Here is a 25122-nt window from a genome sequence, read left to right as displayed (position 1 = left end):
TTAGGTAACCCTTAGTGACGGAGGACACCAGGAGTGGCGTCCGTCACCGCTTGTCCGGGCCGGAGTAATTACGCAACAATGGCGTTGTGAAATACGGCGCACGGATGATCGAGACCCCCCAGGGGGAGCTCGCAACCGGGGAGCGGTCAACCCGCGACCGGGTCGCGCGCTCCATCCTGGACCACGGTCCGTCCACCGTCGCCGACCTGGCGCAGCGCCTCGGCCTCACCCAGGCCGCCGTACGCCGTCACCTCGACGCACTCGTCGCCGACGACGTGGTCGCACCCCGCGAGCAGCGCGTCTACGGAGCCCGTACCCGGGGCCGGCCCGCCAAGGTCTTCGCGCTCACCGACTGCGGCCGCGACGCCTTCGACCAGTCCTACGACTCGCTCGCCGTGGACGCCATGCGCTGGATCGCGCAGGCCGCCGGCGGGGGCGAGCAGGGAGAGGCGGCCGTCGCCGCCTTCGCGAGGGCGCGCATGGCCGCACAGGCGGAGGCCTACCGGGAATCCGTCGAGGCGGCCGCCCCCGCGGAGCGCACCGAGGCGCTGGCCAAGGCGTTGACCGCGGACGGGTACGCTGCTACGGCGAAGAGCGCTCCCGGTCCGCACAGCGGTGAACAGCTCTGCCAGCACCACTGCCCGGTGGCACACGTAGCCGAGCAGTTCCCGCAGCTCTGCGAGGCGGAGACCGAGGTCTTCTCCCGCCTGCTCGGGACACACGTGCAGCGACTCGCCACGATCGCCCACGGCGACGGGGTGTGCACGACGTTCATTCCGCGAAGCGGAAGCGCCGGCCCCACAGGCGCCGCACAGACCGACACATCAGTATCTGCAAGCACGGCCGGGAGGAACCCCGCATGACCACGGAGACTGCTCACCCTGAGCTCGATGGCCTGGGCACCTACGAATACGGCTGGGCCGACTCCGACGCGGCCGGTGCCGCTGCCAAGCGGGGTCTGTCCGAAGAAGTCGTCCGCGACATCTCCGCCAAGAAGTCCGAGCCGGAGTGGATGCTGAACCTCCGCCTCAAGGGCCTCAAGCTGTTCGACAAGAAGCCCATGCCGAACTGGGGCTCCGACCTCTCCGGCATCGACTTCGACAACATCAAGTACTTCGTGCGCTCCACCGAGAAGCAGGCCGCTTCCTGGGAGGACCTGCCGCAGGACATCAAGAACACGTACGACAAGCTCGGCATCCCCGAGGCGGAGAAGCAGCGCCTCGTCGCCGGTGTCGCGGCCCAGTACGAGTCCGAGGTCGTCTACCACCAGATCCGCGAGGACCTGGAGGAGCAGGGCGTCATCTTCCTCGACACGGACACCGCGCTCAAGGAGCACCCGGAGCTCTTCCAGGAGTACTTCGGCACGGTCATCCCGGTCGGTGACAACAAGTTCGCCTCGCTGAACACCGCCGTGTGGTCGGGCGGCTCGTTCATCTACGTCCCCAAGGGCGTCAAGGTCGACATCCCGCTCCAGGCCTACTTCCGCATCAACACGGAGAACATGGGCCAGTTCGAGCGGACGCTGATCATCGTCGACGAGGACGCGTACGTCCACTACGTCGAGGGCTGCACCGCCCCGATCTACTCCTCGGACTCGCTGCACAGCGCCGTGGTCGAGATCATCGTCAAGAAGGGCGGCCGCTGCCGCTACACGACCATCCAGAACTGGTCGAACAACGTCTACAACCTGGTCACCAAGCGCGCCGTGGCGTACGAGGGCGCGACCATGGAGTGGATCGACGGCAACATCGGCTCCAAGGTCACCATGAAGTACCCGGCCGTCTACCTGATGGGCGAGCACGCCAAGGGCGAGACCCTGTCCATCGCCTTCGCGGGCGAGGGCCAGCACCAGGACGCCGGCTCCAAGATGGTCCACATGGCGCCGCACACCTCCTCCAACATCGTCTCCAAGTCGGTGGCGCGGGGCGGCGGCCGCACCTCCTACCGCGGCCTGGTCGAGATCGGCGAGGGCGCGCACGGCTCCAAGTCCAACGTGCTGTGCGACGCGCTGCTGGTCGACACGATCTCCCGCTCGGACACGTACCCCTACGTGGACGTGCGCGAGGACGACGTCTCCATGGGCCACGAGGCCACCGTCTCCAAGGTCTCCGACGACCAGCTCTTCTACCTGATGAGCCGCGGCCTGACGGAGTTCGAGGCCATGGCCATGATCGTGCGCGGCTTCGTCGAGCCCATCGCGCGTGAACTGCCCATGGAGTACGCGCTGGAGCTGAACCGGCTGATCGAGCTGCAGATGGAGGGCTCGGTCGGATAGTCCCGACCGGCCGTCCGGCCATCCCAGCACAATCCACGACCAGGCAGCGCTTCAAAAGAGAGTGAGCAACACGACAGCCATGGCTGAGGCTCAGAACATCCCGGCGGGCTCGACCACCGCCGGCGCGATCGCGGTGGCCGCAGAGTCCACCGTCGCCACCCGGATGAGTGCACCCCCGTCCTTCGACGTGGCGGACTTCCCCGTCCCCCACGGACGCGAGGAGGAGTGGCGCTTCACCCCGCTGGCGCGTCTGCGCGGTCTGCACGACGGCACCGCGGTCGCAGAAGGCACGATGAAGGCCCAGATCGACGCCCCCGACGTCGTCACGATCGAGTCGGTCGAGCGCGATGACGCCCGCATCGGCAAGGCGGGCGCCCCCGTGGACCGCGTCGCCGCCCAGGCGTTCTCCTCCTTCACCAAGGCCACGGTCGTCACCGTGCCCAAGGAAGCCGTCCTGGACGAGCCCGTGCGCGTCTCGCTGCACGGCGAGGGCGGCACCACCTTCGGCCACACCGTCTTCGACGTGCAGGCCTTCGCCGAGGCCGTCATCGTCATCGACCACACCGGCGACGGCGTGCGCGCCGCCAACGTCGAGTTCCTCGTCGGCGACGGCGCGAAGCTCACCGTCGTGTCGGTGCAGGACTGGGACGACACCGCCGTCCACTGCTCGCAGCACAACACGCTGGTCGGCCGGGACGCGACCTACAAGTCGATCGTCGTCACCTTCGGCGGCGACGTCGTGCGCCTGCACCCGCGGGTCAGCTACGCGGGCCCCGGCGGCGAGGCCGAGCTGTTCGGCCTGTACTTCACGGACGCCGGCCAGCACCAGGAGCACCGCCTGCTGGTCACGCACGACGCCCCGCACTGCAAGTCGAACGTGGTCTACAAGGGCGCCCTCCAGGGCGACGACGCCCACGCCGTCTGGATCGGTGACGTGCTCATCCAGAAGAGCGCCGAGGGCACCGACACCTACGAGATGAACCGCAACCTCGTCCTCACGGACGGCGCCCGGGTGGACTCGGTGCCGAACCTGGAGATCGAGACCGGCGAGATCGTCGGCGCCGGACACGCCTCCGCGACCGGCCGGTTCGACGACGAGCAGCTCTTCTACCTCCAGGCCCGGGGCATCCCGGCCGACGAGGCACGGCGCCTGGTCGTGCGCGGCTTCTTCGCCGAGCTCGTCCAGCAGATCGGTGTCCCCGACATCGAGGAGCGCCTGCTCGCCAAGATCGAGGCCGAGCTCCAGGGTTCCGTCTGATGAACTACGTCAAGGCCTGCGCCCTGAGCGAGCTGGAGGACAACACCCCGAAGCGGGTGGAGCTCGACGGCACGCCGGTGTCCATCGTCCGCGCCGAAGGGGAGGTGTTCGCGATCAACGACATCTGCTCGCACGCGAACGTCTCGCTCTCGGAGGGCGAGGTCGAGGACTGCATGATCGAGTGCTGGCTGCACGGCTCGTCCTTCGACCTGCGCACCGGAAAGCCGTCCGGCCTGCCCGCGACGCGCCCCGTCCCCGTATACCCCGTAAAGATCGAAGGGGACGATGTGCTCGTCTCCCTCACCCAGGAGTCCTGAGGTATCCATGGCAACGCTTGAAATCCACGACCTGCACGTCTCCGTCGAGGCCGAAAACGGCGCCCGCGAGATCCTCAAGGGCGTCGACCTCACCGTCAAGCAGGGTGAGACGCACGCCATCATGGGTCCCAACGGCTCCGGCAAGTCCACGCTGGCGTACTCGCTGGCCGGTCACCCGAAGTACACCATCACCGGTGGCACCGTGACCCTCGACGGCGAAGACGTCCTGGAGATGTCCGTCGACGAGCGCGCCCGCGCCGGCGTCTTCCTCGCCATGCAGTACCCGGTCGAGGTCCCCGGCGTCTCGGTCTCCAACTTCCTGCGCACCTCGGCCACCGCGATCCGCGGCGAGGCGCCGAAGCTGCGCACCTGGGTGAAGGAGGTCAAGTCCGCCATGGAGCAGCTCCAGATGGACCCCGCCTTCGCCGAGCGCAACGTCAACGAGGGCTTCTCCGGCGGTGAGAAGAAGCGCCACGAGATCCTCCAGCTGGAGCTCCTCAAGCCGAAGATCGCGATCCTCGACGAGACCGACTCCGGCCTCGACGTCGACGCCCTGCGCCAGGTCTCCGAGGGCGTCAACCGCGTCCGTTCGACCGGTGAGGTCGGCACGCTGCTGATCACGCACTACACGCGGATCCTGCGCTACATCAAGCCCGACTTCGTCCACGTCTTCTCGGAAGGCCGCATCGTCGAGTCCGGCGGCGCCGAGCTCGCCGACAAGCTGGAGGCGGAAGGCTACGAGGCGTACAGCACGAAGGGTGGCGCGACCGCGTGACACAGCTGCCTGGCCTCCTCGACACCGAGGCGATCCGCAAGGACTTCCCCCTGCTGGATCGTGTGGTCCACGACGGGAAGAAGATCGTTTACCTGGACAACGCGGCGACCTCGCAGAAGCCGCGCCAGGTGCTCGATGCGCTGAACGAGTACTACGAGCAGCACAACGCCAACGTCCACCGTGGCGTGCACGTGCTCGCCGAGGAGGCCACGGCGCTGTACGAGGGCGCCCGCGACAAGGTCGCCGCCTTCATCAACGCACCGAGCCGCGACGAGGTGATCTTCACCAAGAACGCCTCCGAGTCGCTCAACCTGGTCGCGAACATGCTCGGCTGGGCCGACGAGCCCTACCGGGTCGACCGCGAGACCGAGATCGCCATCACGGAGATGGAGCACCACTCCAACATCGTGCCGTGGCAGCTGCTGTCGCAGCGCACCGGTGCGAAGCTCAAGTGGTTCGGCCTCACCGACGACGGACGGCTCGACCTGTCCAACATCGAAGAGGTCATCACGGAGAAGACGAAGATCGTCTCCTTCACGCTGGTCTCCAACATCATGGGCACGGTCAACCCGGTCGAGGCGATCGTCCGGCGCGCCCAGGACGTCGGCGCCCTCGTGCTGATCGACGCCTCGCAGGCCGCCCCGCACATGCCGCTGGACGTGCAGGCGCTCGGCGCCGACTTCGTGGCCTTCACCGGCCACAAGATGTGCGGCCCGACCGGCATCGGCGTCCTGTGGGGCCGCCAGGAGCTCCTGGAGGACCTGCCCCCGTTCCTCGGCGGCGGCGAGATGATCGAGACCGTGTCGATGCACGCCTCGACGTACGCTCCCGCGCCGCACAAGTTCGAGGCGGGTACGCCCCCGATCGCCCAGGCCGTCGGCCTCGGCGCGGCCGTGGACTACCTGACCGCGATCGGCATGGACAAGATCGCCGCTCATGAGCACGCGATCACCGAGTACGCGGTCAAGCGCCTCGCCGAGGTCCCCGACCTGCGGATCATCGGCCCCACCACGGCCGAGGACCGCGGCGCCGCGATTTCCTTCGTCCTCGGGGACATCCACCCGCACGATGTCGGGCAGGTGCTGGACGAGCAGGGCATCGCCGTCCGCGTGGGCCACCACTGCGCGCGCCCGGTTTGCCTGCGCTACGGAATTCCCGCGACGACGCGAGCGTCTTTCTACCTGTACTCCACTCCCGCCGACGTCGACGCGCTGATCGACGGGCTGGAGCACGTACGGAACTTCTTCGGGTGACGAGAAGTCGGACGACGAAGAGGCGGACGACGATGAGGCGGACGAGGACGCTGTGAAGCTGGATTCGATGTACCAGGAACTGATCCTGGACCACTACAAGCACCCGCACGGGCGTGGCCTGCGCGACGGCGACGCCGAGGTGCACCACGTCAATCCCACCTGTGGTGACGAGATCACGCTGCGTGTGAAGTACGACGGCGAGACGCTCACCGACGTCTCGTACGAGGGCCAGGGCTGTTCGATCAGCCAGGCCAGCGCGTCCGTACTGAACGAGCTGCTCGTCGGCAAGGAACTGGCCGAGGCGCGGAAGATCCAGGAAGTGTTCCTGGAGATGATGCAGTCCAAGGGCAAGACCGAGCCCGACGAGGCCATGGAGGAGGTGCTGGAGGACGCGGTCGCGTTCGTCGGCGTCTCCAAGTATCCGGCGCGGGTGAAGTGTGCTCTGCTGAGCTGGATGGCGTGGAAGGACGCGACCGCCCAGGCCCTGGGCGACGCCGAGAGGAAGACGGCATGACCGAGAACGCGACGCCCGAGGCGTCGATCAAGCCGGCCACCGAGGAAGAGGTCCGCGAGGCCCTCTACGACGTGGTCGACCCCGAGCTGGGCATCGATGTCGTCAACCTGGGCCTGATCTACGGCATCCACGTCGACGACGCGAACATCGCCACCCTCGACATGACGCTGACGTCGGCGGCCTGCCCGCTGACGGACGTCATCGAGGACCAGGCGAAGTCGGCGACGGACGGCATCGTCAACGAGCTCCGGATCAACTGGGTCTGGATGCCGCCGTGGGGCCCGGACAAGATCACCGACGACGGTCGCGAGCAGCTGCGCGCGCTCGGCTTCAACGTCTGACCGCTCCGTGCGTGTGAGGGCCCCCGGCACCATCGTGCCGGGGGCCTTCGCCGTCCCGGGGCCCGGCGCCGCCGCGGGCCCGCGCTGTTCTTCCGGCGGACGGGCGCAGTGCACCGGAAGTTGGCCACGGTGGCCGAATCTTCAAGGCGGCTGCCGCACGAGGCAGCCACCGGTTCCGGTCGTGGGGGTCTTTCGATGAAGAAGCAGCTCGGTATCGCAGGGATCGCGGCGCTCGTCGTCGCCGGGACGGTCACCGTCGTGCCGGCCCAGGCGGTCACCTACGGCACGCCGACCATCGCGCTGTCCGCCTCGTACCTCTCGGGCGCCGTCGGCGGCGTCGGCGACCAGACCGTCGCCGTGACCGTCGCACAGAGCGGCGCGGACGTCTCCGCGCTGACCGTCAGCGCTTCCGCGTCCAGCAAGGCCTCCGTAGCCGGCACCGGCGACGTCACGGTCACCGGGGCCGGCGCGGTACGGCAGCTCGCCGTCACCGCACGCGGCCGCGGCTACACCGACCTGACCGTCAAGGTGACCGGACTCGGCGGCAAGACCGCCACCAGGACGCTGTCCTACGCGGCCTCCGCGGCGGTGCAGAACCCGTCCGACGCCCGCTACCTCAGCGGCGCCTCGGATTCCTCGGCCGCCGTGGACGTCGGCGGCGGCTACACCGTCGTCGCCGACGACGAGAGCAACGTGCTGCGCCTCTACGACCGTGCGCGCTCCGCCGCTCCCGTCAGGACCTGGGACTTCAGCTCGCAGCTCGGTGTCACCAAGGAGGTCGACATCGAGGGGGCGACCCGGATCGGCGACACCGTCTACTGGACCGGCTCGCTCGGCAACAACAAGGACGGCGAGTACAAGGCGCCCCGCAACACGGTGTTCACCACCACCCTCAGCGGCTCCGGGGCGAGTACGCAGCTCGCGTACGGGCGCTCGTACAAGCAGCTCCGCGACGACCTGGTGGCCTGGGACAAGGCGAACGGCAACCGGTACGGCTTCGCCGCCGGGACTGCGGCCGGCGAGGCGCCCAAGCAGATCGACGGGTTCAACGTCGAGGGGCTGGAGTTCGCGCCCGGCTCCACGACCACCGCCTACCTGGGGTTCCGGGCCCCGCTGGCGCCCGCCGTGCCGGGCGGCAAGGCGCTGCTCGTGCCGGTGGCCAACTTCGACAAGGTGCTCTCCAGTGGCGCCAAGGCGGTCTTCGGCAGCGGCGTCGAGCTCGACCTGGGCGGGCTCGCCGTCCGGGACATCCGCAAGAACGCGGCGGACCAGTACCTGATCCTGGCCGGCTCCTGGGCCGCCGACGACAACTCCGACCCCTACGCCCTCTACCAGTGGGACGGGGTCCCCGGCCACGCCCCCGTCAAGCGGGCCGACCTGCCGACGACCGACCCGGGCGGCTGGGAGGCCATCGTGGAGGTGCCGGACCTCTCGCTCCCGGGTGCGCGGGTGCAGCTGATCACCGACAACGGATCGGCGGACCTGTACGGCGACGGGGTCGAGGCCAAGGACCTCACGCACCCGGAGTGGAAGAAGTCGCGCGCGGCCTGGTTCACGCTGAACTGACGCCGCCGCTGTGTACGCCGGGTGTACGCAAGGCGTGCGTACAGTTGTACGCATGCCTTACGTACTGCTCGCGGCGGCCATCGCCTCCGAGGTGGCCGGGACCACCGCCATGAAGTACAGCGACGGTTTCACCCGGCTGTGGCCCTCGCTGGGCACGCTGCTGGGGTACCTCATCGCCTTCACCCTGCTCGCGCAGACGTTGAAGTCGATGTCGGTGGGGACGGCCTACGCGATATGGGCCGGGGTCGGCACGGCCGCCATCGCCGCCATCGGGATGGTGTTCATGGGGGAGGCCGCCACCGCCGCGAAGATCGCCGGGATAGGGCTGATCATCTGCGGGGTGGTCCTCCTCAACCTGGGCGGGGCGGCCCACTGATGGGCCGCCGCTACGACCCCGACCGGCGGCAGCGGATCATCGACGCGGCGATCCGGCTGGTCGGCGCCCAGGGCATCGCGGGCCTGAGCCACCGGAGCGTGGCCGCGGAGGCCGATGTGCCGCTGGGGTCGACCACGTACCACTTCGCGACGCTGGACGAGCTGCTGGTGGCCGCGCTGCGGCAGGCCGGCGAAGGCCTCGCGGTGGCGCTGTCCGACCTCGGCGACGGCGACCTGGCGGCCGCGCTGGCCCGCCGGCTGGGGGAGTTCCTGACGGCGGACCGGGCGCGGGCGCAGCTGGAGTACGAGCTGTACCTGGCCGCCCTGCGCAAGCCGGCGCTGCGGCCGGTGGCGGCCGAGTGGCGCCGGGCGGTGGTGGCGGCGCTCGGCGGGCGGGTGGACGCGGCGACGGCCCGGGCGGTGGCGGCGGTGATGGACGGCATCAGCCTCCAGGTGCTGCTGACGGAGGCCGAGTACGACGAGCCCGGCGCGCACGAGCTGCTGTCGCGGGTGCTGCGTCCCTAGGGCGGGCCGGGCGCGGCAGGGGCCGCCCCGGTCGGGGCTGCGCCGGCGCTACGCGGGGACGGTGGTGGGGCCGCCCGGTCGGGGCTGCGCGGGCGCTACGCCGGGCCGGGCGCGCGGACCGCGCCGAGGGCCGCCCGGACGCTCGCCTCGATGTCCCGGATCGGATAGAACACCTCGCGCACCGTCCGCTCCCGGTCCACCACCAGGGTCAGCCGCTTGATCCGGCTCACCCCCGCCGCCCGGAAGGTCGGCAGCCGAAGGGCCGCCACCAGCTCCAGGCCCGCGTCCGAGAGGAGCGGGAACCGCAGCTGCTCCGCCTCCGCGAACTCCCGCTGTTCATCGGGACGTTGGGTGGACACGCCGTGGACCGTCGCCCCCGCCGCGGTGAACCCCGCCAGCTGGTCGCGGTACGTGCACGACTCCAGCGTGCAGCCCTTCGCCCCCGGGATCCCCGCCCAGCCCGGAGGGTAGGACTCCGCGCGGGCGTACGCGCCCGGGAAGCAGTACAGGACGGTGAACGGCGTGTCGGCCACCGGGTCGCGCAGCTCCCCGAAGCGGTCGGGCAGCAACAGCTCCGGCAGTCGCGTGCCGCGCAGCGCGTGCACCCGTACCGCCTCGCGCGAGGCTTCTTCGGTCGTCGCCGTCATCTCTCCCTCTCCGAGGATCCAGGTGTCGCCCCAGTCCTGGAGGGCGACCAGCACCGGCAGCAGGCCCCGCCCGCGCGGGGTCAGCCGGTACTCGTGCCGCACCGGGCGTTCCTGGTACGGCGTGCGCGCCAGCACCCCGGCTTCCACGAGCAGTTTCAGCCGCTCGGCGAGCACCTTGCGGGACATCCCCAACTCGCGCTGGAACTCCTCGAAGCGGCGCACGCCGCGCGCGGCGTCACGCACGATCAGCAGCGTCCACCAGTCCCCGACGACGTCGAGGGCCTGGGCGACGGAGCAGTCGGCGTCGCCGAGGGCGGTGCGCTGGGCCATGGGAACTCCTTTGTCCGTTGACCCGAGGCTGTCATGCTGACATGGTAAGTTCCCAAAAGGAACTGACCCGGGGGGATCGCGGTGCCGCAAGGGTTCAAGGACGTACCGAGAGTGGTGTGGCTGCTGGCCGCGGGGGTGTTCGCCAACGCCGTCGTCAGCTTCACGTTCGTCTTCGTCTTCCTGTACCTGTCCGGCCCGCGCGGCCTGGGTGCGGCCCAGGCGGGTGTCGCCGTCGGCATCGGAGGGGTCGGCATGGTCGCCGGCAACTTCACCGGAGGCTGGTACGGCGACCGCTTCGGCCACCGCCGGGTCCTCCTCGCCGCGGCCTGCCTCGGCGGCCTCACCCTCACGGCCTTCCCGCTGCTGTCCACGCCACTGCTGTACGCCGCCCTGCCGGTGGCCCAGTACGCCTCCGGGGTGATCCGCGCCGCGAACTCCGCCCTGGTCGCCGCCACCGTGCCCGAAGGGGCCCGCCGGCAGGCCTTCGCCGTGGTGCGCTGCGTCTCCAACGGCGGCTTCACCCTCGGGCCGCCGCTGGGGGCCCTGGTCGCGAGCGCCTTCTCCTACGACTGGCTCTTCGTCGCCGACGGGATCGGCACCCTCCTCTTCGCCGTCTGGACCGCCCGCGTCGTCCCGGCCCGCGGCGCCTCCAAGGCCGCCGCGGCCCCGCACGGGGGTGGGGGCCGCGGCATCCGGGCCGAGCTGAGGGCGCGCCCGGCCGTCGTCGTCCTCCTCGCGGCGATCCTCGTCACCGACCTCGTCTACCGCCAGCAGTACGGGACCTTCCCGGTCTTCCTCGCCGACCACGGCCTCGACGTCAGCGCCTTCGGGCTGGTCATCGCGCTCAACGGCGGCGTCATCCTGCTGCTGGAGCTGCCCGCCGCGCTCGCCCTGCGCAACCGGCCGCCGCTGCCCGTCATCGCCGCCGGGCTCCTGCTCGTAGCGGCCGGGTACGCGGCACTCCTGGCCGGGGCGGGCGCGGCGAGCGCCGTCACCATGATGGTGCTGCTGAGCCTCGGGGAGATCCTCTACAAGACCACCGCCACCGCCTACGTCGCCGACCAGGCGCCGGAACACGCGGCCGGGCGCTTCCAGAGCCTGTACGCCGGGGTCTCGGTCAGCGGGGTCGTCCTCGGCGCGCCGCTGGGCGGAGCGCTGTACTCCGCCGCGCCCGGGCTGCTCTGGCCCCTGTGCGCGGCGCTGGCGGCCGGCGCCGGCGGGGCGGTGTACTGGGCATCGGCGCGGCAGGCGCGACTGCGGGGCGCGGGCGGGGGCGAAGGCCGCGGCGCCGGGGAGGACACACCGCGCCCGGCACATGAGACCGGTTCGCAACCGCAGGCCCTGGCCGGTTAGGTTTCGGATATGACTGCTACGCGTACCACCGGCGCCGTCGCCGCCGGACTTGCCACCCTCGCCGCCGACGGCACCGTCCTCGACACCTGGTTCCCCGCCCCCGAGCTGGTCGCCGAGCCCGGCCCGGCCGGCACCGAGCGCCTCACCGCCGAGCAGGCCGCGGAGCTCCTGGGCGAGGCCGCGCCCAAGGCCGTCGGGCCGGACGCGCGCCGCGGCGTCGAGGTCGTAGCCGTCCGCACCGTGATCGCCTCGCTCGACGACAAGCCGCTCGACGCGCACGACGCGTACCTGCGCCTGCACCTGCTCAGCCACCGCCTGGTCAAGCCGCACGGCCAGAACCTGGACGGCATCTTCGGCCTGCTGGCCAACGTCGCCTGGACCTCCCTCGGCCCGGTCGCCGTCGACCAGGTGGAGACCGTCCGGCTGAACGCCCGCGCCGAGGGCCTGCACCTCCAGGTCACCTCGATCGACAAGTTCCCGCGGATGACGGACTACGTCGCCCCCAAGGGCGTGCGCATCGCCGACGCCGACCGCGTCCGCCTCGGCGCGCACCTCGCCGAGGGCACCACCGTCATGCACGAGGGCTTCGTCAACTTCAACGCCGGCACCCTCGGCACCTCCATGATCGAGGGCCGCATCTCGGCGGGCGTCGTGATCGGCGACGGCTCCGACATCGGCGGCGGCGCCTCCACCATGGGTACCCTCTCGGGCGGCGGCAAGCAGATCATCTCGATCGGCGAGCGCTGCCTGGTCGGCGCGGAAGCCGGCGTCGGCATCGCGCTGGGCGACGAGTGCATCGTCGAGGCCGGCCTCTACGTGACCGCGGGCACCCGGGTCACCCTGCCGGACGGCCAGATCGTCAAGGCGCTGGAGCTCTCGGGCGCGAGCAACATCCTCTTCCGCCGCAACTCGGTCACCGGCGCCGTCGAGGCCCGCCCGAACAACGCGGTCTGGGGCGGCCTGAACGAGGTCCTGCACAGCCACAACTGACCCGGTTTCCGGGCCGTACGCGCGAACGCCCTCCCACACCCCCGAGCGGGGTGGGAGGGCGTTCGCGCGTGACGGAACGGTCAGTCGCGGTCGGGGCGGTCAGTGGAGGGCGATGGTGCGGATCAGGCCCGCGAAGGCCTGTTCCTCCTCCTCGGTCAGCTCGACCGTCTCCAGCGGATGGCCGGCCGGGCCGCGCTGGCCCGGGATGGCCGCGAGACCCTCGCGCACGACCGGCTCCGGCGGATGGAACCGGCTGTCCCACAGCAGGCGGCCGAGGCTCATGACCCAGACCAGCGCGGCCACGAGGAGTACGGCCAGGCCGATTTCCTGGGCGAGGGAGATGGAGGGGAACACGCGGTCCTCCGGGAGTGCGGCGGGACGGGACCGGGCGCGGGCCCGGGTGGTCAGGCGTGGGGATACTCAACACCACAACCCGGCCCGAATGGGTACGGATGTGGCCAGCGTCACGCCAGGGGCGAAAGTCCCCATCTCGCCCCCGCCGCCCTCCCGGTCCCCCCGGCCGGGAGAACGCGCAGGCCGGACCCGACGCGCCGGGTCCGGCCCCGCGGTGGGACAGGCGGTCCGGGCGGGAGAGCGCACCGGGCCGCCCGCGGTCCGCGGTCACGGGCGGAAGCGCAGCACCTGCGGGTCGTGGTCGCTGTTCTGGGCGGAGAACTCGGCGTTGATGTGCACGCTGTCGTAGGAGAAGTTCTTGACCGCCGGGCTCGTCAGGATCTGGTCCAGCACCTGGGCGTTGCCCTGGTAGACGTAGGAGTAACGTTCCGCCTTCGGCAGTGACTTGATCGCCGAGTACAGCGCGCCGCCGTCCTCCAGGGCCTTCGCCGTCCCCGAGAACTCGAAGTCGTTGATGTCACCGACCGCGAGGACGTCGGCGTTCTTCTCCGTCGCCAGGATCTCCTTGACGAAGCCGTTGACGGCCTGCGCCTGGAGCAGCCGCTTGGCCTCCGAGGAACGCACCGGCGGCTGGTGCACCGAGGTCAGGCCCTCGTCGCCGCCCTTGGAGGTGAAGTGGTTGGCGATCACGAAGACGGTCCGGCCGCGGAAGACGAACTCGCCCGCCAGCGGCTTGCGGCTGTCCGCCCACGCCGGGTTCGCCGGGTCGATCCGGCCGGGGGAGTGCGTGAGGGCCGCGTGGCCCTTCTCCGTCATCACACCGGTCGCGGTCGTGGAGTCGCCCGCCGCACGGTCGGTGAAGGAGACGCGGGCCGGGTTGAACAGGAACACCTGGCGGATGTTGCCGCCTGGTTCGCCGCCGTCCTTGTTGTTCTCGGGGTTGATGGTCCGCCACTGGTAGGCGGGGCCGCCCGCCGCCGCGATGGCCGCGGTGAACTTGGTCAGCGTCTGCTCCGCCGAGACGGTGCCGTCGTTCTTGGCGCCGTTGTCGTCCTGGATCTCCTCCAGGGCCACGATGTCGGGGGAGGCGAGGTTCTCGACGACCGCCTTCGCCAGGTTGTCGAACTTCGACTGCGGGTCGGTCGGGTCGAGGTTCTCGACGTTGTACGTCGCCACCGCCAGCTCGCCCGGCGCCTGCGCCTTGGTCTTCTCGGGGGCCAGCGTGCCCGCCTGCACCTGCCCGAGGGTGCGCGCGACCAGGGTGTAGCCGCCGAACTGGTTGAAGTCGAGCGGGCCTTCGGTGGTGCCGGTCAGCTTGTCGCCGACGTTCGCCACCGGGAAGGGCTGCTGCGCGAGGGGCGCCAGCTGCTGGATCTGGAGCCGGCCGGTGTTCTGGGACTCGTAGGAGCCGTAGACCGTGCCGCCGCGCTTGGCGGTGTTCTCCCAGCCCTTCACCGTGACCCACAGCTCCGCGTACGGGTCGGTGGCGCCGACGACGCGGGAGGTGCCGATGCGGACGTTCATGCCCTCCAGGGACTCGTAGTAGTCCAGGGCGTACCGCGAGGGGTCCAGCGTCAGGCCGTTGATGCTGCCGCCGGCGGCCGCGTCACCGGCCGGGGCGTACTCGGCGGGGACGCTGTACTCGTTGATCGCGACGGCCTCGGGCAGCGCGTTGCCGGAGGACACCACGGTGACGGCCGGCTTGGAGATCTGGGTGACCGACTGGTTGCCGGAGGAGAGACCGCCCGGGACGTACTCGCCGACCGTGCCGTTCACCTTGACGGCGTCGCCGACCGCGACGGTGGGCGCCGAGCTCGTGAAGACGAAGATGCCCTCGCTGGTGGCGGCGTCGTCGTCGGCGTCCGGGTCCTGCATCCAGAAGCCGCGCGAGCCGTACGTGCGCACGCCGGTGACGATGCCCTCGACGCCGGTGACCTGCTTGCCGTTGAGCGGGGATATCCGGGTGGTGCCCTGGATGTCGTGGATGCGTACCGGATCGGCGGACGCGGCGCCCTCGGCCGCGTCGGCGGAGCCCGCGAGCAGGCCGGTGGCCAGGGCCGTGGCGACGAGGGCCGCGATGGCGGCGGAACGGGGATGCGTGGAGCGCATGGGCAGGAACTCCGGTGTGTGGAGGAGGGGGAACCGGGGGGCTCGGGGGTTCCCGGAATCGTGTGGAGGGGTGGTGCTCAGGTCTTCGCTACATCTACGCGCGTCAATTTCCTGTGTGAGGCGTGAAGTTGTCAAGGTCTCCAGGGAAGACGGCAGCTGACTGTGGGATGAACCAAAGGCGTTGGCCCCCTGGCCGTGCCCGATATGCGTCTACGCTGGGCGTCGCCGTCCGGCCCGAAGGCCCCACCGCGTCCACGAGGAGAACCGCCCCATGTCCGCAGAGCCGCACCCCACGCTGCCGCCGGTACGGCTGCACTCCGATGCGGAGCTGGCCCGCGACGCCCTCGTCGCACCTCTGTTCGCCCGGGCCGTGCGCCTCGCCCGCTGGGCCGGGCCCGACACGCGAGTCGAGGTCGGCGGCGAACTGGCCGCCGAGCAGCTGCCGCAGGCCGCGGTCGCACTCGGACTCGACGCGGCCGACCCGGACGGCCCGGTGCACGCGAGCCAGGCCTGGCGGGTCGCCGTGGACACCGGACTGGTCGACGTGACCGAACCCGAGGAAGGCGGGGACCGGCCGGAGCACGGGACCGCCCGGCCCGGCGAGGACCTCGCGCTGATCACCGGGGGCGCCCCCGGCGACGTGCTGGACCTGTGGCTGGCCGCCCTGGAGACCGTCCTCGCGGACGCGGCCGTACCCGACCTGGACGACCTGGTCGACGCGCTGGACGACGGCGCGGCCATCGACTTCGACCGCCTCGACTGGAACCCGGCGCGCGAGGCGGACTTCCTCGACGGGGTCCTCGCCAACCTCTACCTGCTCACCGTCACCGAGGGCGGCGCGGGGGAGGGACCGGTGCCGCTTCCCGTCCTGGCCGCTTCGATGGTCGTCCCGGACGACATGGGCGAGCCCACCGACGCCGTACTGGAACAGGTCTCCGACGCGATGATGCGCCTGGACGACCAGTTCCGGCAGCTGGAGCCCATCGGGCTGGTCGAGTTCCGGCCCGTGGACGAGGAGCTGATGGCGGAGGCGGACGACGACGAACTGCTCCCGGACCCGGCCGGAGCCGACGAGGAGGACATCGCCCGGTACGGGATGGTACGGCTGACCGCCCTCGGTCTGTACGGCGTCCGCGCCCGCATGCTCGAAGCCGGGGTCGAGGCGCCCGCCATCGGTGAACTGGCCGACAAGGGCGCGGACGCGCTGCTGGCCGCCGTCTCCCACTACCCGGAGCACGCGGCGCAGGCGGAGATCGAACAGTGGCTGGCCGGCCGCGAGCTGCCGTCGGCGGTGGCCGAACTGCTGGACGCGGCCCGGGGCGACGACGAAGGGGCGCCGCTGCGCCGGCTGCGCTGCCAGCAGGCTCTCGCCCCGGCCGGACCGGAGGCGGAACCCGCGGTCCGGGCGGTGCTGGACGACCCGCGTCTGGGCGGGCTGGCGCGGGTGTGGCTGGCCGAGCGCGGGGCGAAGGACGTACCGGCGCCGGACGGGGCGATGGTGTTCTGGCTGACGGTGGACACGATCGCGGCGCAGCTCGCCGCGGACGGGGAGGCGGAGGAACTGCCGCTGCTGATGCAGAGCCTGACGGGTCACCACGCCGGGTTCTTCGACGCGGTGTGGCGGGTGGAGCACCCGGCGACGGCGGAGGTCCTGGAGGCGATGGGGCGGCTGCACCCCGACAAGAAGGCGGCCAAGGAAGCGCGGAAGGCGGCCTTCAAGGCTCGTTCCCGCCGCCGTTGACGCGCCGCGCGGCCGAGGGGGCCCGCTGCTGAGGGGACCCGCGGCCGAGGGGGCCCGCTGCTGAGGGGACCCGCGGCCTGGGGGCCCGCCGCTGACGCGCCGCGGGCCCCGACCCGGACGGGTCACGCGGCCGAGGGCCCCGATCGCGATCGGGCCCCTTCCCGCGTCCGGGGCCGGGCCTGCCCCCTTCACCGCCGCCGAGGGCGTACAACGCGCCGATCAACGGCCGGAGTTCGCCATGGTGGGCCGGGGCCGAGGGTCAGTCGGTTTTCGGGGGTAATTCAGCCGCCGTTCACGTGCGGGCGGGAGCGTGTGCGCCGACGACCGTACGACCGGCGCACCGCCCACCCCCTGGAGCCACGATGCCCCTCAGCCGTAGAGACTTCACCGCCCGCACCGTCATCGCCGGCGCGGGAGTCGCACTCACCGGGACCGTCGGCGCCCTCGCCACCGCGCCCGGGGCGCTGGCGGCCGACGACACCACCCGGCGCGACGAGCACGGCCGCCCGCACGAGCCCGGCTACGGCCCGCTCGTCTCCGACCCGGCCGGAATCCTCGCCCTCCCGGCCGGGTTCACCTACCGCGTCATCACCCACAGCGGCGTGACGAAGCTCGACTCCGGCGAGAGCACCCCCTCCAACCACGACGGCACGGCCGCCTTCGAGGGGCACCGCGGGGTCACCCTCCTCGTCAACAACCACGAGTTGAAGGGCCCCCGCTCCGGCTGGGCCCACCCGGTCCCCCTCACCGAGGGACTGGTCTACGACCCGGCGGCCTCCGGCGGCTGCACGGTCGTCGAGGTCCGCCGCGGCGGCGAGGTCGCCGAGTGGGTCGGCATCGCCGGCACGTCCACCAACTGCGCGGGCGGCGCCACCCCCTGGGACACCTGGCTGACCTGCGAGGAGACCGAGGACCTGGCCGGCAAGAACGGGATGACCAAGGACCACGGCTACGTCTTCGAGGTCGACCCGCACGACCGCCGGGCCAACCGCGACCCCGAGCCGATCAAGGCGTTCGGCCGGTACGCCCACGAGGCGGTCGTCATCGACCCCCGCCAGGGGCACGCCTACCTGACCGAGGACGCCTCCGGCCCCAACGGGCTGCTCTACCGCTGGACCCCGCCGAAGGGCTTCCACCACGGGCGCGGCAAGCTCCGTACGCTCGCCCCCGACGCGGGCGTGCTCGCGGCGGCCAAGTGCTTCGACAGCACCGGGCGGTTCGTGGACGACCTCTCGCGGGCGACGCAGACCGGCACCGTCTACGGGGTCGACTGGGTGGAGGTCCCGGACCGCGACGCGCGCACGACGCCGGTCCGCAAGCAGTTCGGGGCGGACGCCGTGACCCGGGCGCGCAAGCTGGAGGGCATGTGGTGGGCCGACGGGGGCGCCTACTTCGTCTCCTCCTACGCCCGCTCCGAGAGCCCGGGCGCCGCGCACGACGGGCAGGTGTGGTTCTACGACCCGAAGCGGCGCACGATCCGGCTGATGGTCCTGCTCGGGGTGAACGCGGACCCGTCCAAGGACGGTGCCTTCGACGGGCCCGACAACATCACGGTGTCCCCGTACGGCGGTCTGGTCATCGCGGAGGACGGCGAGGGCGTCCAGCACCTGCTCGGTGCGACGGAGTCGGGGCGCACCTACCCGCTCGCCCGCAACGAGATGAACATGGGGACGGCCGAGAGCCCCGAATACTCGGAGTTCACCGGCGTCTGCTTCTCACCGGACGGGCGCACCCTGTACGCCAACATCCAGGAACCGGGGATCATGCTGGCCATCACCGGGCCCTGGCGGCGCGCCCACTGAGGACGCGCCCCGGAGGTCGGCCGGCGACGCCGGCGGACGGGGCGGCCGGGCCGCTGAGGCCCGGCCGGCCACCGGCCCTACTGGGCCGGGGAGGCCTCCGCGCGGGAGGCCGCGGCCCACTCCTCAAGCAGGAATTCGTATGCCTCGGAGGGCCACTCGTCGTCCACCCGGGTCTCGACGAGGTGCCGGATCGCCGCGTTCGCCTCTGCGGCGGACGGGCGGGCCGGACCCGCGGGCTCAAGTGTCTTCTGCATGAGTACAAGGCTACGGGCGGCCACTGACAGTCACCTCCGAATTAGGGGTGGCATCGCTCACCCGGCGCGGCAGCCGGTTGCGCAAAGTGGCCGCCCACCTGCTCAGAGTGCCTCAGAGGCCGGCTTGACCATGCCCCGCACTGTGCGCGACTTCACAAAGTCGCCCATGGCCGTCATCTCCCACTCGCCGCTGAACTGTCTGATCAGCTTCGCCATCATGACGCCCGTCTGCGGCTCCGCGCCGGTGAGGTCGAAGCGGACCAGCTCCTCGTCGGTCGCCGCGTCGATCAGGCGGCAGTAGGCCTTCGCCACCTCGGTGAACTTCTGGCCGGAGAAGGAATTGACCGTGAAGACCAGGCCGGTGGCCTCGGCGGGCAGTCGGCCGAGGTCCACGACGATGACCTCGTCGTCCCCGGCGCCCTCGCCGGTCAGATTGTCACCCGAGTGCTTGACGGCGCCGCCGAGGATCGACAGCTTGCCGAAGTAGCAGCTGTCGATGTGGTTGCGCTGCGGGCCGTAGGCGATGACGGACGCGTCGAGGTCGATGGCCCGGCCGCCGAACGCCGGCTCCCAGCCGAGGCCCATCTTGACCTGGGAGAGCAGCGGGTGGCCGCCCTTGACGAGGGAGACGGTCTGGTTCTTCCGGAGGTTGACCCGCCCCTTGTCGAGGTTGATCTTCCCGGTGCCGGCGGGTGCGGGTGCGGGCGCCGGCGGCACCGGGGGCGCGGCGGGCGCCGCCGCGGGCATCGGCGGGGCGGCGGGGACCGCGGCGGCGGGCGGGGCGGTCGCGGCGGGTGCGGCCCCCGCGGGCTCCTCGTCGACCGAGACCCCGAAGTCCGTGGCGATCCCGGCGAGGCCGTCGGCGTACCCCTGGCCCACGGCGCGCACCTTCCACACGCCGCCGCGCTGGTAGACCTCCACCACCACGAGGGCGGTCTCCGTGCCGAGCTGCGGAGGTGTGAAGGTGGCGATCACGGCGCCGCTCGCCGCGTCCCGCACGGTGGCGGTGGGTTCGATGCCCTGGAAGGTCTGCCCGGCGGCGTCCGGGCTGGCCGTGACCACGATCCGCTCGATGCCCGGCGGGAGGGCGGCGGTGTCGACGGTGATCGAGTCGGGCGCCGACCCGCCGCCGGACCGGTAGTCCACGCCCGGGCCGGAGGGCTGGTTGTAGAAGACGAAGTCGGCGTCGGAGCGCACCTTGCCGTCCGCCGTGAGGAGGAGTCCCGAGACGTCGAGACGCACCGGGGCGGCCACCTCGACCGTCACGCGGACGGTGTTGAGCGGCAGGTTGGAACCAGGGGTCATAGCGGTCATGCCCGGAGAACGACCGGCACCGCTTTGCCGTTCCCTTACCCTCGCAGGATTCTCAGCGCCGGTTGCGCGGGTGGGCGCGGGCCGCGCGCTCGTTGCCGAACTTGTAGGAGCCGGTCCAGCGGGCCATGACCAGCTGGGCGCCGCCCGATTCCACCTCGCCGAGGAACTTCTCGGCCCGGGCTCCCCGCAGGGTGCCCGCGGCCCGGCCCCGGTGCGTGATGACGACGCGCTCGCCCTGTCTTTCGTACGTGAACCCGTGCGGCTTCGGCATGGACGGCAGCGTGCCGCGCCCGAGGCGGGGGCGGCAACGCATTTCCCGCCGTCAGGCCCCCGTGACCCGGCGCGGGAGCCCCAGCGGGTTGCCCTCGCGCAGCTCCGCCGGAAGCAGCGCGTCCGGCACCGACTGGTAGGCCACCGGCCGCAGCCAGCGCTCGATGGCGGTGGCGCCGACCGAGGTGGAGTGCGAGGTCGCCGCCGGGTACGGGCCGCCGTGGTGCTGGGCCGGCGCCACCGCGACCCCGGTCGGCCAGCCGTTGACCACGATCCGGCCGGCCAACGCGGTGACCTTCTCGACCAGTTCGACGGCCGGCCCGGGCGCGCCCGCGGTCTCGGCCGACGAGAGCTGGAGGGTGGCGCTCAGGTTCCCGCCGAGACGGGCCAGCACCTCGGCCGCCTCGGGCCCGGCGTACCGGACGACGACGCCCACCGGGCCGAAGCACTCCTCCAGGAGCACCCCGTAGGACGGCCCGCCGTCGAGGAGGGTCCGGGCCGGCACGCTCAGGTACCCGGCCACGACGCGGTGTTCGCCGTCCGGGCCCGGTGCGACGGGCGTCTCGACCCCGGGCAGGGCCGACCGCTCCCGGACCCCGGCGACGAAGGCGTCCCGCATCCGGTGGTCCAGCAGCACCCCGGGCCCGGTCTCGCCGAGCGCCTTGCCGAGCGCCGCGGTGAGGCGGTCCCCGTCGGGGCCCTCGGGAACCAGCACCAGTCCCGGCTTGACGCAGAACTGGCCGACGCCGAGCGTGAGCGAGCCCGCGAGCCCCGTACCGATCTCCTCGGCCCGCTCGGCGGCCGCCGCCGGGGTGACCACGACGGGGTTCAGGGAGCCCAGTTCGCCGTGGAAGGGGATGGGCACGGGCCGGGCGGCGGCCGCGTCGAACAGGGCCCGCCCGCCCCGGATGGAACCGGTGAACCCGGCCGCCGTGACGAGGGGGTGGCGGATCAGCTCCAGCCCGGCCCCGAACCCGTGGACGACGGAGACGACTTCGGCCGGCAGCCCGGCCCCCACCGCCGCCCGGCGCAGCAGCGAGACGCACAGCTCGGAGGTCGCAGGGTGGTCGGGGTGCGCCTTGACCACCACGGGGCAGCCGGCGGCCAGGGCGCTCGCGGTGTCCCCGCCGGGCACGGAGAAGGCGAGCGGGAAGTTGGAGGCGGCGTAGACGGCGCTCACGCCCAGCGGCACCTTGTAGCGGCGCAGTTCGGGGCGCGGCGGGCTCAGCGACGGGTCGGCGCGGTCGATGCGGATGTCCAGGTAGGAGCCCTCGTCGACGGCGTCGGCGAAGGCCCGCAGCTGGCCGGTGGTGCGGGCCAGCTCCCCGGTGAGGCGGCCGGGCCCGAGCGCGGTCTCGGCGTCGGCGGCTTCGACGACCTCGTCCGCGGCCCCGTCCAGCAGGTCGGCGGCCGCGCGCAGGAACGCGGTGCGGGCGGCGCGGTCGGCCAGTGCCCCCCGGGCGGCGTGCGCCGCGCGCACGGCCTCGTCCACGTCCCGGGGTGTGGCCTCCACCGCAACCCGGCCGAGCTGCTTCCCGGTGCGGGGGTCCACACTCCAGACTGGTGTTGCTGCCATGGCGCACTGCCTCCTGGATCTACGCCGACCCGAGCGGTGTCGTTCAGTATTCTGAACGCCGTTCCGATGGATGAATGATCACATCCAGCGTGGACTCTATTTCCGCGTCTTCCCGGTGACAAGGGAAACGAGACAAGAGGGGCACGAACGCCGATGACCACAGGTGAGCCGGGGGCGCGGGGGGACGGAGTTGCGGAAGCGGGCGGTCCGGGAGCTCCGGCGGCCGTCAAGTCGGCCGTGCGCACGGTCATGCTGCTGGAGCACTTCGCGGCGAGGCCCGGGCTGCACAGCCTCGCCGACATCCAGCACGACCTCTCGCTCCCCAAGTCCAGTCTGTACATGCTGCTGCGCACGCTCGTGAACCTCGGCTGGGTCGAGACCGACGCCACGGGCACCCGGTACGGGATCGGCGTTCGCGCCCTGCTCGTCGGCAGCTCCTACATCGACGGCGACGAGGTCGTCGCGGCGGCCCGGCCCACCCTGGACCGGCTCTCCGACGACACGACGGAGACGATCCACCTGGCCCGGATGGACGGGACGAGCGTGGTCTACCTCGCGACCCGGCAGTCCCAGCACTACCTGCGGCCGTTCACCCGGGTCGGGCGCCGGCTCCCCGTGCACTCCACGGCGCTCGGCAAGGCGCTGCTGGCCACGCACACCGACGACGAGGTGCGCGCACTGCTGCCGCGGCGGCTGGAGGCGGTCACCGAGCACACCGTCACCGACCGCGAGCGGCTCGTGGACGAGCTGGCGCTGGTGCGGGAGCAGGGGTACGCGGTCGACCGGGAGGAGAACACCCTCGGACTGCGCTGCTTCGGAGTGGCGGTGCCCTACCGGACGCCGGCGCGCGACGCGGTCAGCTGCTCGGTGCCGGTCGCCCGGCTGACGCCGCAGCACGAGCAGACCATCAAGGCGGCCCTGTTCGAGGCCCGCGACCGGCTGTCGGTGGTGACGCGCCGGATGTGAGACGGGCCGGATGTGAGGCCTGCCCGAGGCTGGTCCGCCGGGTGCGAGGGCCCCCGCGGCCGGCGATCATGAGGAAAGGCTGAGAACCCGGCCACAATCGGGGCAGAGCGGAACGTCCGGGGCCGCTCGTACGTCTTTCCGGGGGATGAACAAGACGATCAGGCGCGCGTCGGTCTTCTGTCTGCTTCTGGTGGCGGCCCTCTTGGTACGGGTCACCTGGGTGCAGGCGTACCAAGGCCAGGCGCTCGCAGACGACAAGCACAACCGGCGCAACCTCATCGGGCAGTACGAGAACCCGCTGGGGAACATCATCGTGGGCGGCGAGGCGATCACCGGCTCGGTGAAGACGGGCGGCAAGGACTTCCAGTACAAGCGCACCTACGTCGACGGCCCGCTGTACGCGCCGATCACCGGCTACAGCTCCCAGGCCTACGGGGTGAGCATGCTGGAGGGCGTCTACAAGAACATCCTCAACGGCTCCGACAGCCGGCTCAAGACGCCGATGGACATCCTCACCAACAAGCGGGCCGCCCCGGGCAACGTGCTGACCACCATCGACAAGGGCGTCCAGAAGGCGGCCTACGACGCCCTGCAGGGCAAGCAGGGCTCCGCCGTGGCCATCGACCCGGCGACCGGCCGGATCCTCGCGATGGTGAACAACCCGTCCTTCGACCCGGGCCGGATCACCGGCGCCGCCGACGAGCAGGCCTGGAAGGAGCTCTCCGCCGACCAGGGCAAGGCCATGGAGAACGTGGCGCTGCGCAAGCCGCAGGCCCCCGGCTCCACCTTCAAGCTGGTGACCATGGCGGCGGCCATCGAGAACGGCCTGGTCTCCGACATCGACGCGCCCACCGGCATCCCCGGCGCCTACACGATCCCGGGCACCCGCACCGCCCTGCCCAGCGAGGCCGGCAACGACGGCTGCAACAACGTGTCCGTGCGCACCGCGCTCCGGCTGTCCTGCAACAACGTCTTCGCCGAACTGGCCTCCAAGCTCGGCCAGGACAAGATGCGGGCGATGGCGGAGAAGCTGGGCTTCAACTCGGAGACCGCCACCCCCGTCACCGCCCGGCCCGCCAGCAAGTACCCCTCGCAGAAGATGTCGATCGACCAGGTCGCGCAGACCGGTATCGGCCAGTTCGACGTCCAGGCCACGCCGCTCCAGATGGCGATGGTGACGTCGGCGATCGAGAACGGCGGCAAGCTCGTCGCCCCGCACATGGTCTCGGAGGTCACCGACTCCGGCGGCAACGTGCTGGAGAGCTTCAAGGACCCCAAGTCGGACCAGGTCATGAGCGCCAAGACCGCGTCGATGCTCCAGGACGCCATGCGCACCGTCGCCACACAGGGCGGCGGCAAGCCCGCGCAGGTGCCGGGCGCCGAGGTCGGCGGCAAGACGGGTACCGCGCAGCGCGGTGTGAACAACAGCCTCCCGCCGCTCGCGTGGTTCACCTCGTACGGGAAGCTCGACGGCAAGCAGATCGCGGTCGCCGTCGTGATCGAGAACTCGGACACCGACCGCTCCGAGATCGGCGGCGGCAAGCTGGCCGCGCCCATCGCCCAGAAGATGATGGCGGCGTGGCTCAAGACGTAGCCGCCTGCCGTGCGGGGAGCCGCGCCGGGAACCGCCGGGGTTCCCGGCGCGTTTCCATTTCCATGATCAGGACCGCGCGCGTCGACGATCTCGACGCCATTGCCGCCCTGCACACCCGTGCACGGGCCACCTACTACCAGGGCCACATCCCCGAGGTGGAGTACGGCGGTGAGGCCGAGCTCGCGCGCACCCGCGAGGGCTGGTCCCGCGCCGTCGCCCGGACCGCCTCCGAGGGCGGGATGTTCTGCGCGGAGGAGGACGGTGTGCTCACCGGGGTCGCGGCGTTCCGCACGGAGGAGGGGGAGAGCGTCCTCACCCAGCTGCACGTGGACCCGGACCACTGGCGCCGCGGCACCGGCGCGGCGCTGCACGCCGCCTGCCTGGACGCCTGGCGCCGGGCGGGCATACGCCGGGCCCGCCTGGAGGTCTACGAGCACAACCTGCGCGCGCAGTCCTTCTACGCCGCCCACGGCTGGCGTCCGGACCCCGGGCTGCCCCAGTCCGGTACCCACGTGACGCTGTGGCTGACCGTGGAGGCCGCGCCCGGGGAATGAGACGTTCCGGCAGGTGGTTGAAGGGGAAACCGTCCGGCCCCGCCGACCGGACGGCCTCCGAGAGAAGAA

Annotated in this window: 25 protein-coding genes; 18 read left to right on the top strand and 7 right to left on the bottom strand. The window is 71.7% G+C overall.

Going from position 1 to position 25122, the window contains the following annotated elements; translation table 11 throughout:
- Window positions 1–104: 104 nt before the first annotated feature.
- The 11 genes from ACIA6C_RS00485 (at window position 105) to ACIA6C_RS00435 (ending at window position 9199) form a co-directional block, all read left to right on the top strand.
- Window positions 105–863: a winged helix-turn-helix transcriptional regulator gene (locus tag ACIA6C_RS00485; RefSeq protein ID WP_366080385.1), complete on the top strand. Its 759-nt coding sequence runs from the start codon at window positions 105–107 to the stop codon at window positions 861–863.
- Window positions 860–2275 carry a Fe-S cluster assembly protein SufB gene (gene sufB / locus ACIA6C_RS00480; protein WP_361137935.1) on the top strand — a complete coding sequence of 472 codons (1416 nt, stop codon included), beginning with the start codon at window positions 860–862 and terminating at the stop codon, window positions 2273–2275. Before ACIA6C_RS00485 ends, sufB begins: the two co-directional genes overlap by 4 nt.
- Before the next feature lie 79 nt (window positions 2276–2354).
- On the top strand, window positions 2355–3533 hold the full coding sequence (gene sufD, locus ACIA6C_RS00475) for a Fe-S cluster assembly protein SufD (RefSeq protein ID WP_361137936.1): 1179 nt from the start codon (window positions 2355–2357) through the stop codon (window positions 3531–3533).
- Window positions 3533–3850: a bifunctional 3-phenylpropionate/cinnamic acid dioxygenase ferredoxin subunit gene (locus ACIA6C_RS00470; protein WP_361137937.1), complete on the top strand. Its 318-nt coding sequence runs from the start codon at window positions 3533–3535 to the stop codon at window positions 3848–3850. Before sufD ends, ACIA6C_RS00470 begins: the two co-directional genes overlap by 1 nt.
- 7 nt (window positions 3851–3857) lie before the next feature.
- Window positions 3858–4625: a Fe-S cluster assembly ATPase SufC gene (sufC, locus tag ACIA6C_RS00465; RefSeq protein WP_361137938.1), complete on the top strand. Its 768-nt coding sequence runs from the start codon at window positions 3858–3860 to the stop codon at window positions 4623–4625.
- Window positions 4622–5878 carry a cysteine desulfurase gene (locus ACIA6C_RS00460; RefSeq protein WP_361137939.1) on the top strand — a complete coding sequence of 419 codons (1257 nt, stop codon included), beginning with the start codon at window positions 4622–4624 and terminating at the stop codon, window positions 5876–5878. Before sufC ends, ACIA6C_RS00460 begins: the two co-directional genes overlap by 4 nt.
- Window positions 5879–5930: 52 nt before the next feature.
- Window positions 5931–6392, top strand: coding sequence for a Fe-S cluster assembly sulfur transfer protein SufU (gene sufU, locus ACIA6C_RS00455; protein ID WP_361137940.1), 462 nt, complete (start codon window positions 5931–5933; stop codon window positions 6390–6392).
- Window positions 6389–6733, top strand: a complete 345-nt coding sequence (locus ACIA6C_RS00450; RefSeq protein ID WP_215020285.1) for a metal-sulfur cluster assembly factor — start codon at window positions 6389–6391, stop codon at window positions 6731–6733. The genes sufU and ACIA6C_RS00450 overlap by 4 nt, the downstream gene beginning before the upstream one ends.
- A gap of 195 nt (window positions 6734–6928) precedes the next feature.
- Window positions 6929–8299: a hypothetical protein gene (locus ACIA6C_RS00445; RefSeq protein WP_399271855.1), complete on the top strand. Its 1371-nt coding sequence runs from the start codon at window positions 6929–6931 to the stop codon at window positions 8297–8299.
- A gap of 52 nt (window positions 8300–8351) precedes the next feature.
- Window positions 8352–8675, top strand: coding sequence for a DMT family transporter (locus ACIA6C_RS00440; protein WP_399271853.1), 324 nt, complete (start codon window positions 8352–8354; stop codon window positions 8673–8675).
- Window positions 8675–9199 carry a TetR/AcrR family transcriptional regulator gene (locus ACIA6C_RS00435; RefSeq protein ID WP_399271851.1) on the top strand — a complete coding sequence of 175 codons (525 nt, stop codon included), beginning with the start codon at window positions 8675–8677 and terminating at the stop codon, window positions 9197–9199. Before ACIA6C_RS00440 ends, ACIA6C_RS00435 begins: the two co-directional genes overlap by 1 nt.
- Before the next feature lie 95 nt (window positions 9200–9294).
- On the opposite strand, the gene ACIA6C_RS00430 is transcribed toward ACIA6C_RS00435, so the two are convergent.
- Window positions 9295–10176 (bottom strand): winged helix-turn-helix transcriptional regulator, encoded by an 882-nt coding sequence (locus tag ACIA6C_RS00430; RefSeq protein ID WP_399271849.1) that lies wholly within the window; start codon window positions 10174–10176, stop codon window positions 9295–9297.
- 81 nt (window positions 10177–10257) lie between these two features.
- On the opposite strand from ACIA6C_RS00430, the gene ACIA6C_RS00425 reads away from it, so the two are divergent.
- Complete coding sequence (locus ACIA6C_RS00425; protein ID WP_399271847.1) at window positions 10258–11529, top strand: MFS transporter; 1272 nt, start codon at window positions 10258–10260, stop codon at window positions 11527–11529.
- 9 nt (window positions 11530–11538) lie between these two features.
- On the top strand, window positions 11539–12519 hold the full coding sequence (gene dapD, locus ACIA6C_RS00420) for a 2,3,4,5-tetrahydropyridine-2,6-dicarboxylate N-succinyltransferase (RefSeq protein WP_366083465.1): 981 nt from the start codon (window positions 11539–11541) through the stop codon (window positions 12517–12519).
- A gap of 99 nt (window positions 12520–12618) precedes the next feature.
- On the opposite strand, the gene ACIA6C_RS00415 is transcribed toward dapD, so the two are convergent.
- Both ACIA6C_RS00415 and ACIA6C_RS00410 read right to left on the bottom strand, forming a co-directional pair.
- Window positions 12619–12873 (bottom strand): hypothetical protein, encoded by a 255-nt coding sequence (locus ACIA6C_RS00415; RefSeq protein ID WP_399271845.1) that lies wholly within the window; start codon window positions 12871–12873, stop codon window positions 12619–12621.
- Window positions 12874–13140: 267 nt separating this feature from the next.
- Window positions 13141–14982, bottom strand: coding sequence for an endonuclease/exonuclease/phosphatase family protein (locus tag ACIA6C_RS00410; protein ID WP_399271843.1), 1842 nt, complete (start codon window positions 14980–14982; stop codon window positions 13141–13143).
- 271 nt (window positions 14983–15253) lie between these two features.
- Between ACIA6C_RS00410 and ACIA6C_RS00405 the strand changes: the two genes are divergently transcribed.
- Window positions 15254–16723 carry a hypothetical protein gene (locus ACIA6C_RS00405; protein WP_399271841.1) on the top strand — a complete coding sequence of 490 codons (1470 nt, stop codon included), beginning with the start codon at window positions 15254–15256 and terminating at the stop codon, window positions 16721–16723.
- Between the two features lie 362 nt (window positions 16724–17085).
- Window positions 17086–18525, top strand: a complete 1440-nt coding sequence (locus tag ACIA6C_RS00400; protein WP_361137950.1) for an alkaline phosphatase PhoX — start codon at window positions 17086–17088, stop codon at window positions 18523–18525.
- Between the two features lie 77 nt (window positions 18526–18602).
- Here the strand turns inward: ACIA6C_RS00400 and ACIA6C_RS00395 are convergent, their stop codons facing one another.
- From ACIA6C_RS00395 to ACIA6C_RS00380, 4 genes are all read right to left on the bottom strand, one after another.
- On the bottom strand, window positions 18603–18779 hold the full coding sequence (locus ACIA6C_RS00395; RefSeq protein ID WP_361137951.1) for a hypothetical protein: 177 nt from the start codon (window positions 18777–18779) through the stop codon (window positions 18603–18605).
- Window positions 18780–18881: 102 nt separating this feature from the next.
- Window positions 18882–20093 carry a TerD family protein gene (locus ACIA6C_RS00390; RefSeq protein WP_399271838.1) on the bottom strand — a complete coding sequence of 404 codons (1212 nt, stop codon included), beginning with the start codon at window positions 20091–20093 and terminating at the stop codon, window positions 18882–18884.
- 52 nt (window positions 20094–20145) lie between these two features.
- The gene (locus ACIA6C_RS00385) at window positions 20146–20364 is read right to left on the bottom strand and encodes a hypothetical protein (protein WP_399271836.1); all 219 of its coding nucleotides are present in this window, start codon (window positions 20362–20364) and stop codon (window positions 20146–20148) included.
- Between the two features lie 51 nt (window positions 20365–20415).
- Entirely contained in the window at window positions 20416–21939 is a 1524-nt protein-coding gene (locus ACIA6C_RS00380) for an aldehyde dehydrogenase (NADP(+)) (protein ID WP_399271834.1), read from the bottom strand.
- Between the two features lie 153 nt (window positions 21940–22092).
- On the opposite strand from ACIA6C_RS00380, the gene ACIA6C_RS00375 reads away from it, so the two are divergent.
- From ACIA6C_RS00375 to ACIA6C_RS00365, 3 genes are all read left to right on the top strand, one after another.
- A complete protein-coding gene (locus tag ACIA6C_RS00375) occupies window positions 22093–22905 on the top strand; it encodes an IclR family transcriptional regulator (RefSeq protein ID WP_399271832.1) in 813 nt (270 codons plus the stop codon).
- Window positions 22906–23050: 145 nt separating this feature from the next.
- Window positions 23051–24499, top strand: a complete 1449-nt coding sequence (locus ACIA6C_RS00370; RefSeq protein ID WP_366081393.1) for a penicillin-binding protein 2 — start codon at window positions 23051–23053, stop codon at window positions 24497–24499.
- Between the two features lie 62 nt (window positions 24500–24561).
- Window positions 24562–25053: a GNAT family N-acetyltransferase gene (locus tag ACIA6C_RS00365; RefSeq protein WP_399271830.1), complete on the top strand. Its 492-nt coding sequence runs from the start codon at window positions 24562–24564 to the stop codon at window positions 25051–25053.
- Window positions 25054–25122 lie beyond the last annotated feature (69 nt).

Source organism: Streptomyces sp. NPDC051578, assembly GCF_044454045.1.
Lineage (GTDB): Bacteria > Actinomycetota > Actinomycetes > Streptomycetales > Streptomycetaceae > Streptomyces.
The sequence above is the reverse complement of the archived record's forward strand: the minus strand, read 5'-3'. Positions and strand labels throughout refer to the sequence as shown.

Excerpts from the sequence above, each read along its gene's own strand:
- ACIA6C_RS00485 (WP_366080385.1), top strand. The coding sequence starts at position 105 with ATGATCGAGACCCCCCAGGGGGAGCTCGCAACCGGGGAGCGGTCAACC.
- sufB (WP_361137935.1), top strand. The coding sequence starts at position 860 with ATGACCACGGAGACTGCTCACCCTGAGCTCGATGGCCTGGGCACCTAC.
- sufD (WP_361137936.1), top strand. The coding sequence starts at position 2,355 with ATGGCTGAGGCTCAGAACATCCCGGCGGGCTCGACCACCGCCGGCGCG.
- ACIA6C_RS00470 (WP_361137937.1), top strand. The coding sequence starts at position 3,533 with ATGAACTACGTCAAGGCCTGCGCCCTGAGCGAGCTGGAGGACAACACC.
- sufC (WP_361137938.1), top strand. The coding sequence starts at position 3,858 with ATGGCAACGCTTGAAATCCACGACCTGCACGTCTCCGTCGAGGCCGAA.
- ACIA6C_RS00450 (WP_215020285.1), top strand. The coding sequence starts at position 6,389 with ATGACCGAGAACGCGACGCCCGAGGCGTCGATCAAGCCGGCCACCGAG.
- ACIA6C_RS00445 (WP_399271855.1), top strand. The coding sequence starts at position 6,929 with ATGAAGAAGCAGCTCGGTATCGCAGGGATCGCGGCGCTCGTCGTCGCC.
- ACIA6C_RS00440 (WP_399271853.1), top strand. The coding sequence starts at position 8,352 with ATGCCTTACGTACTGCTCGCGGCGGCCATCGCCTCCGAGGTGGCCGGG.
- ACIA6C_RS00435 (WP_399271851.1), top strand. The coding sequence starts at position 8,675 with ATGGGCCGCCGCTACGACCCCGACCGGCGGCAGCGGATCATCGACGCG.
- ACIA6C_RS00430 (WP_399271849.1), bottom strand. The coding sequence starts at position 10,176 with ATGGCCCAGCGCACCGCCCTCGGCGACGCCGACTGCTCCGTCGCCCAG.
- dapD (WP_366083465.1), top strand. The coding sequence starts at position 11,539 with ATGACTGCTACGCGTACCACCGGCGCCGTCGCCGCCGGACTTGCCACC.
- ACIA6C_RS00410 (WP_399271843.1), bottom strand. The coding sequence starts at position 14,982 with ATGCGCTCCACGCATCCCCGTTCCGCCGCCATCGCGGCCCTCGTCGCC.
- ACIA6C_RS00405 (WP_399271841.1), top strand. The coding sequence starts at position 15,254 with ATGTCCGCAGAGCCGCACCCCACGCTGCCGCCGGTACGGCTGCACTCC.
- ACIA6C_RS00400 (WP_361137950.1), top strand. The coding sequence starts at position 17,086 with ATGCCCCTCAGCCGTAGAGACTTCACCGCCCGCACCGTCATCGCCGGC.
- ACIA6C_RS00395 (WP_361137951.1), bottom strand. The coding sequence starts at position 18,779 with ATGCAGAAGACACTTGAGCCCGCGGGTCCGGCCCGCCCGTCCGCCGCA.
- ACIA6C_RS00390 (WP_399271838.1), bottom strand. The coding sequence starts at position 20,093 with ATGACCGCTATGACCCCTGGTTCCAACCTGCCGCTCAACACCGTCCGC.
- ACIA6C_RS00385 (WP_399271836.1), bottom strand. The coding sequence starts at position 20,364 with ATGCCGAAGCCGCACGGGTTCACGTACGAAAGACAGGGCGAGCGCGTC.
- ACIA6C_RS00380 (WP_399271834.1), bottom strand. The coding sequence starts at position 21,939 with ATGGCAGCAACACCAGTCTGGAGTGTGGACCCCCGCACCGGGAAGCAG.
- ACIA6C_RS00375 (WP_399271832.1), top strand. The coding sequence starts at position 22,093 with ATGACCACAGGTGAGCCGGGGGCGCGGGGGGACGGAGTTGCGGAAGCG.
- ACIA6C_RS00370 (WP_366081393.1), top strand. The coding sequence starts at position 23,051 with ATGAACAAGACGATCAGGCGCGCGTCGGTCTTCTGTCTGCTTCTGGTG.
- ACIA6C_RS00365 (WP_399271830.1), top strand. The coding sequence starts at position 24,562 with ATGATCAGGACCGCGCGCGTCGACGATCTCGACGCCATTGCCGCCCTG.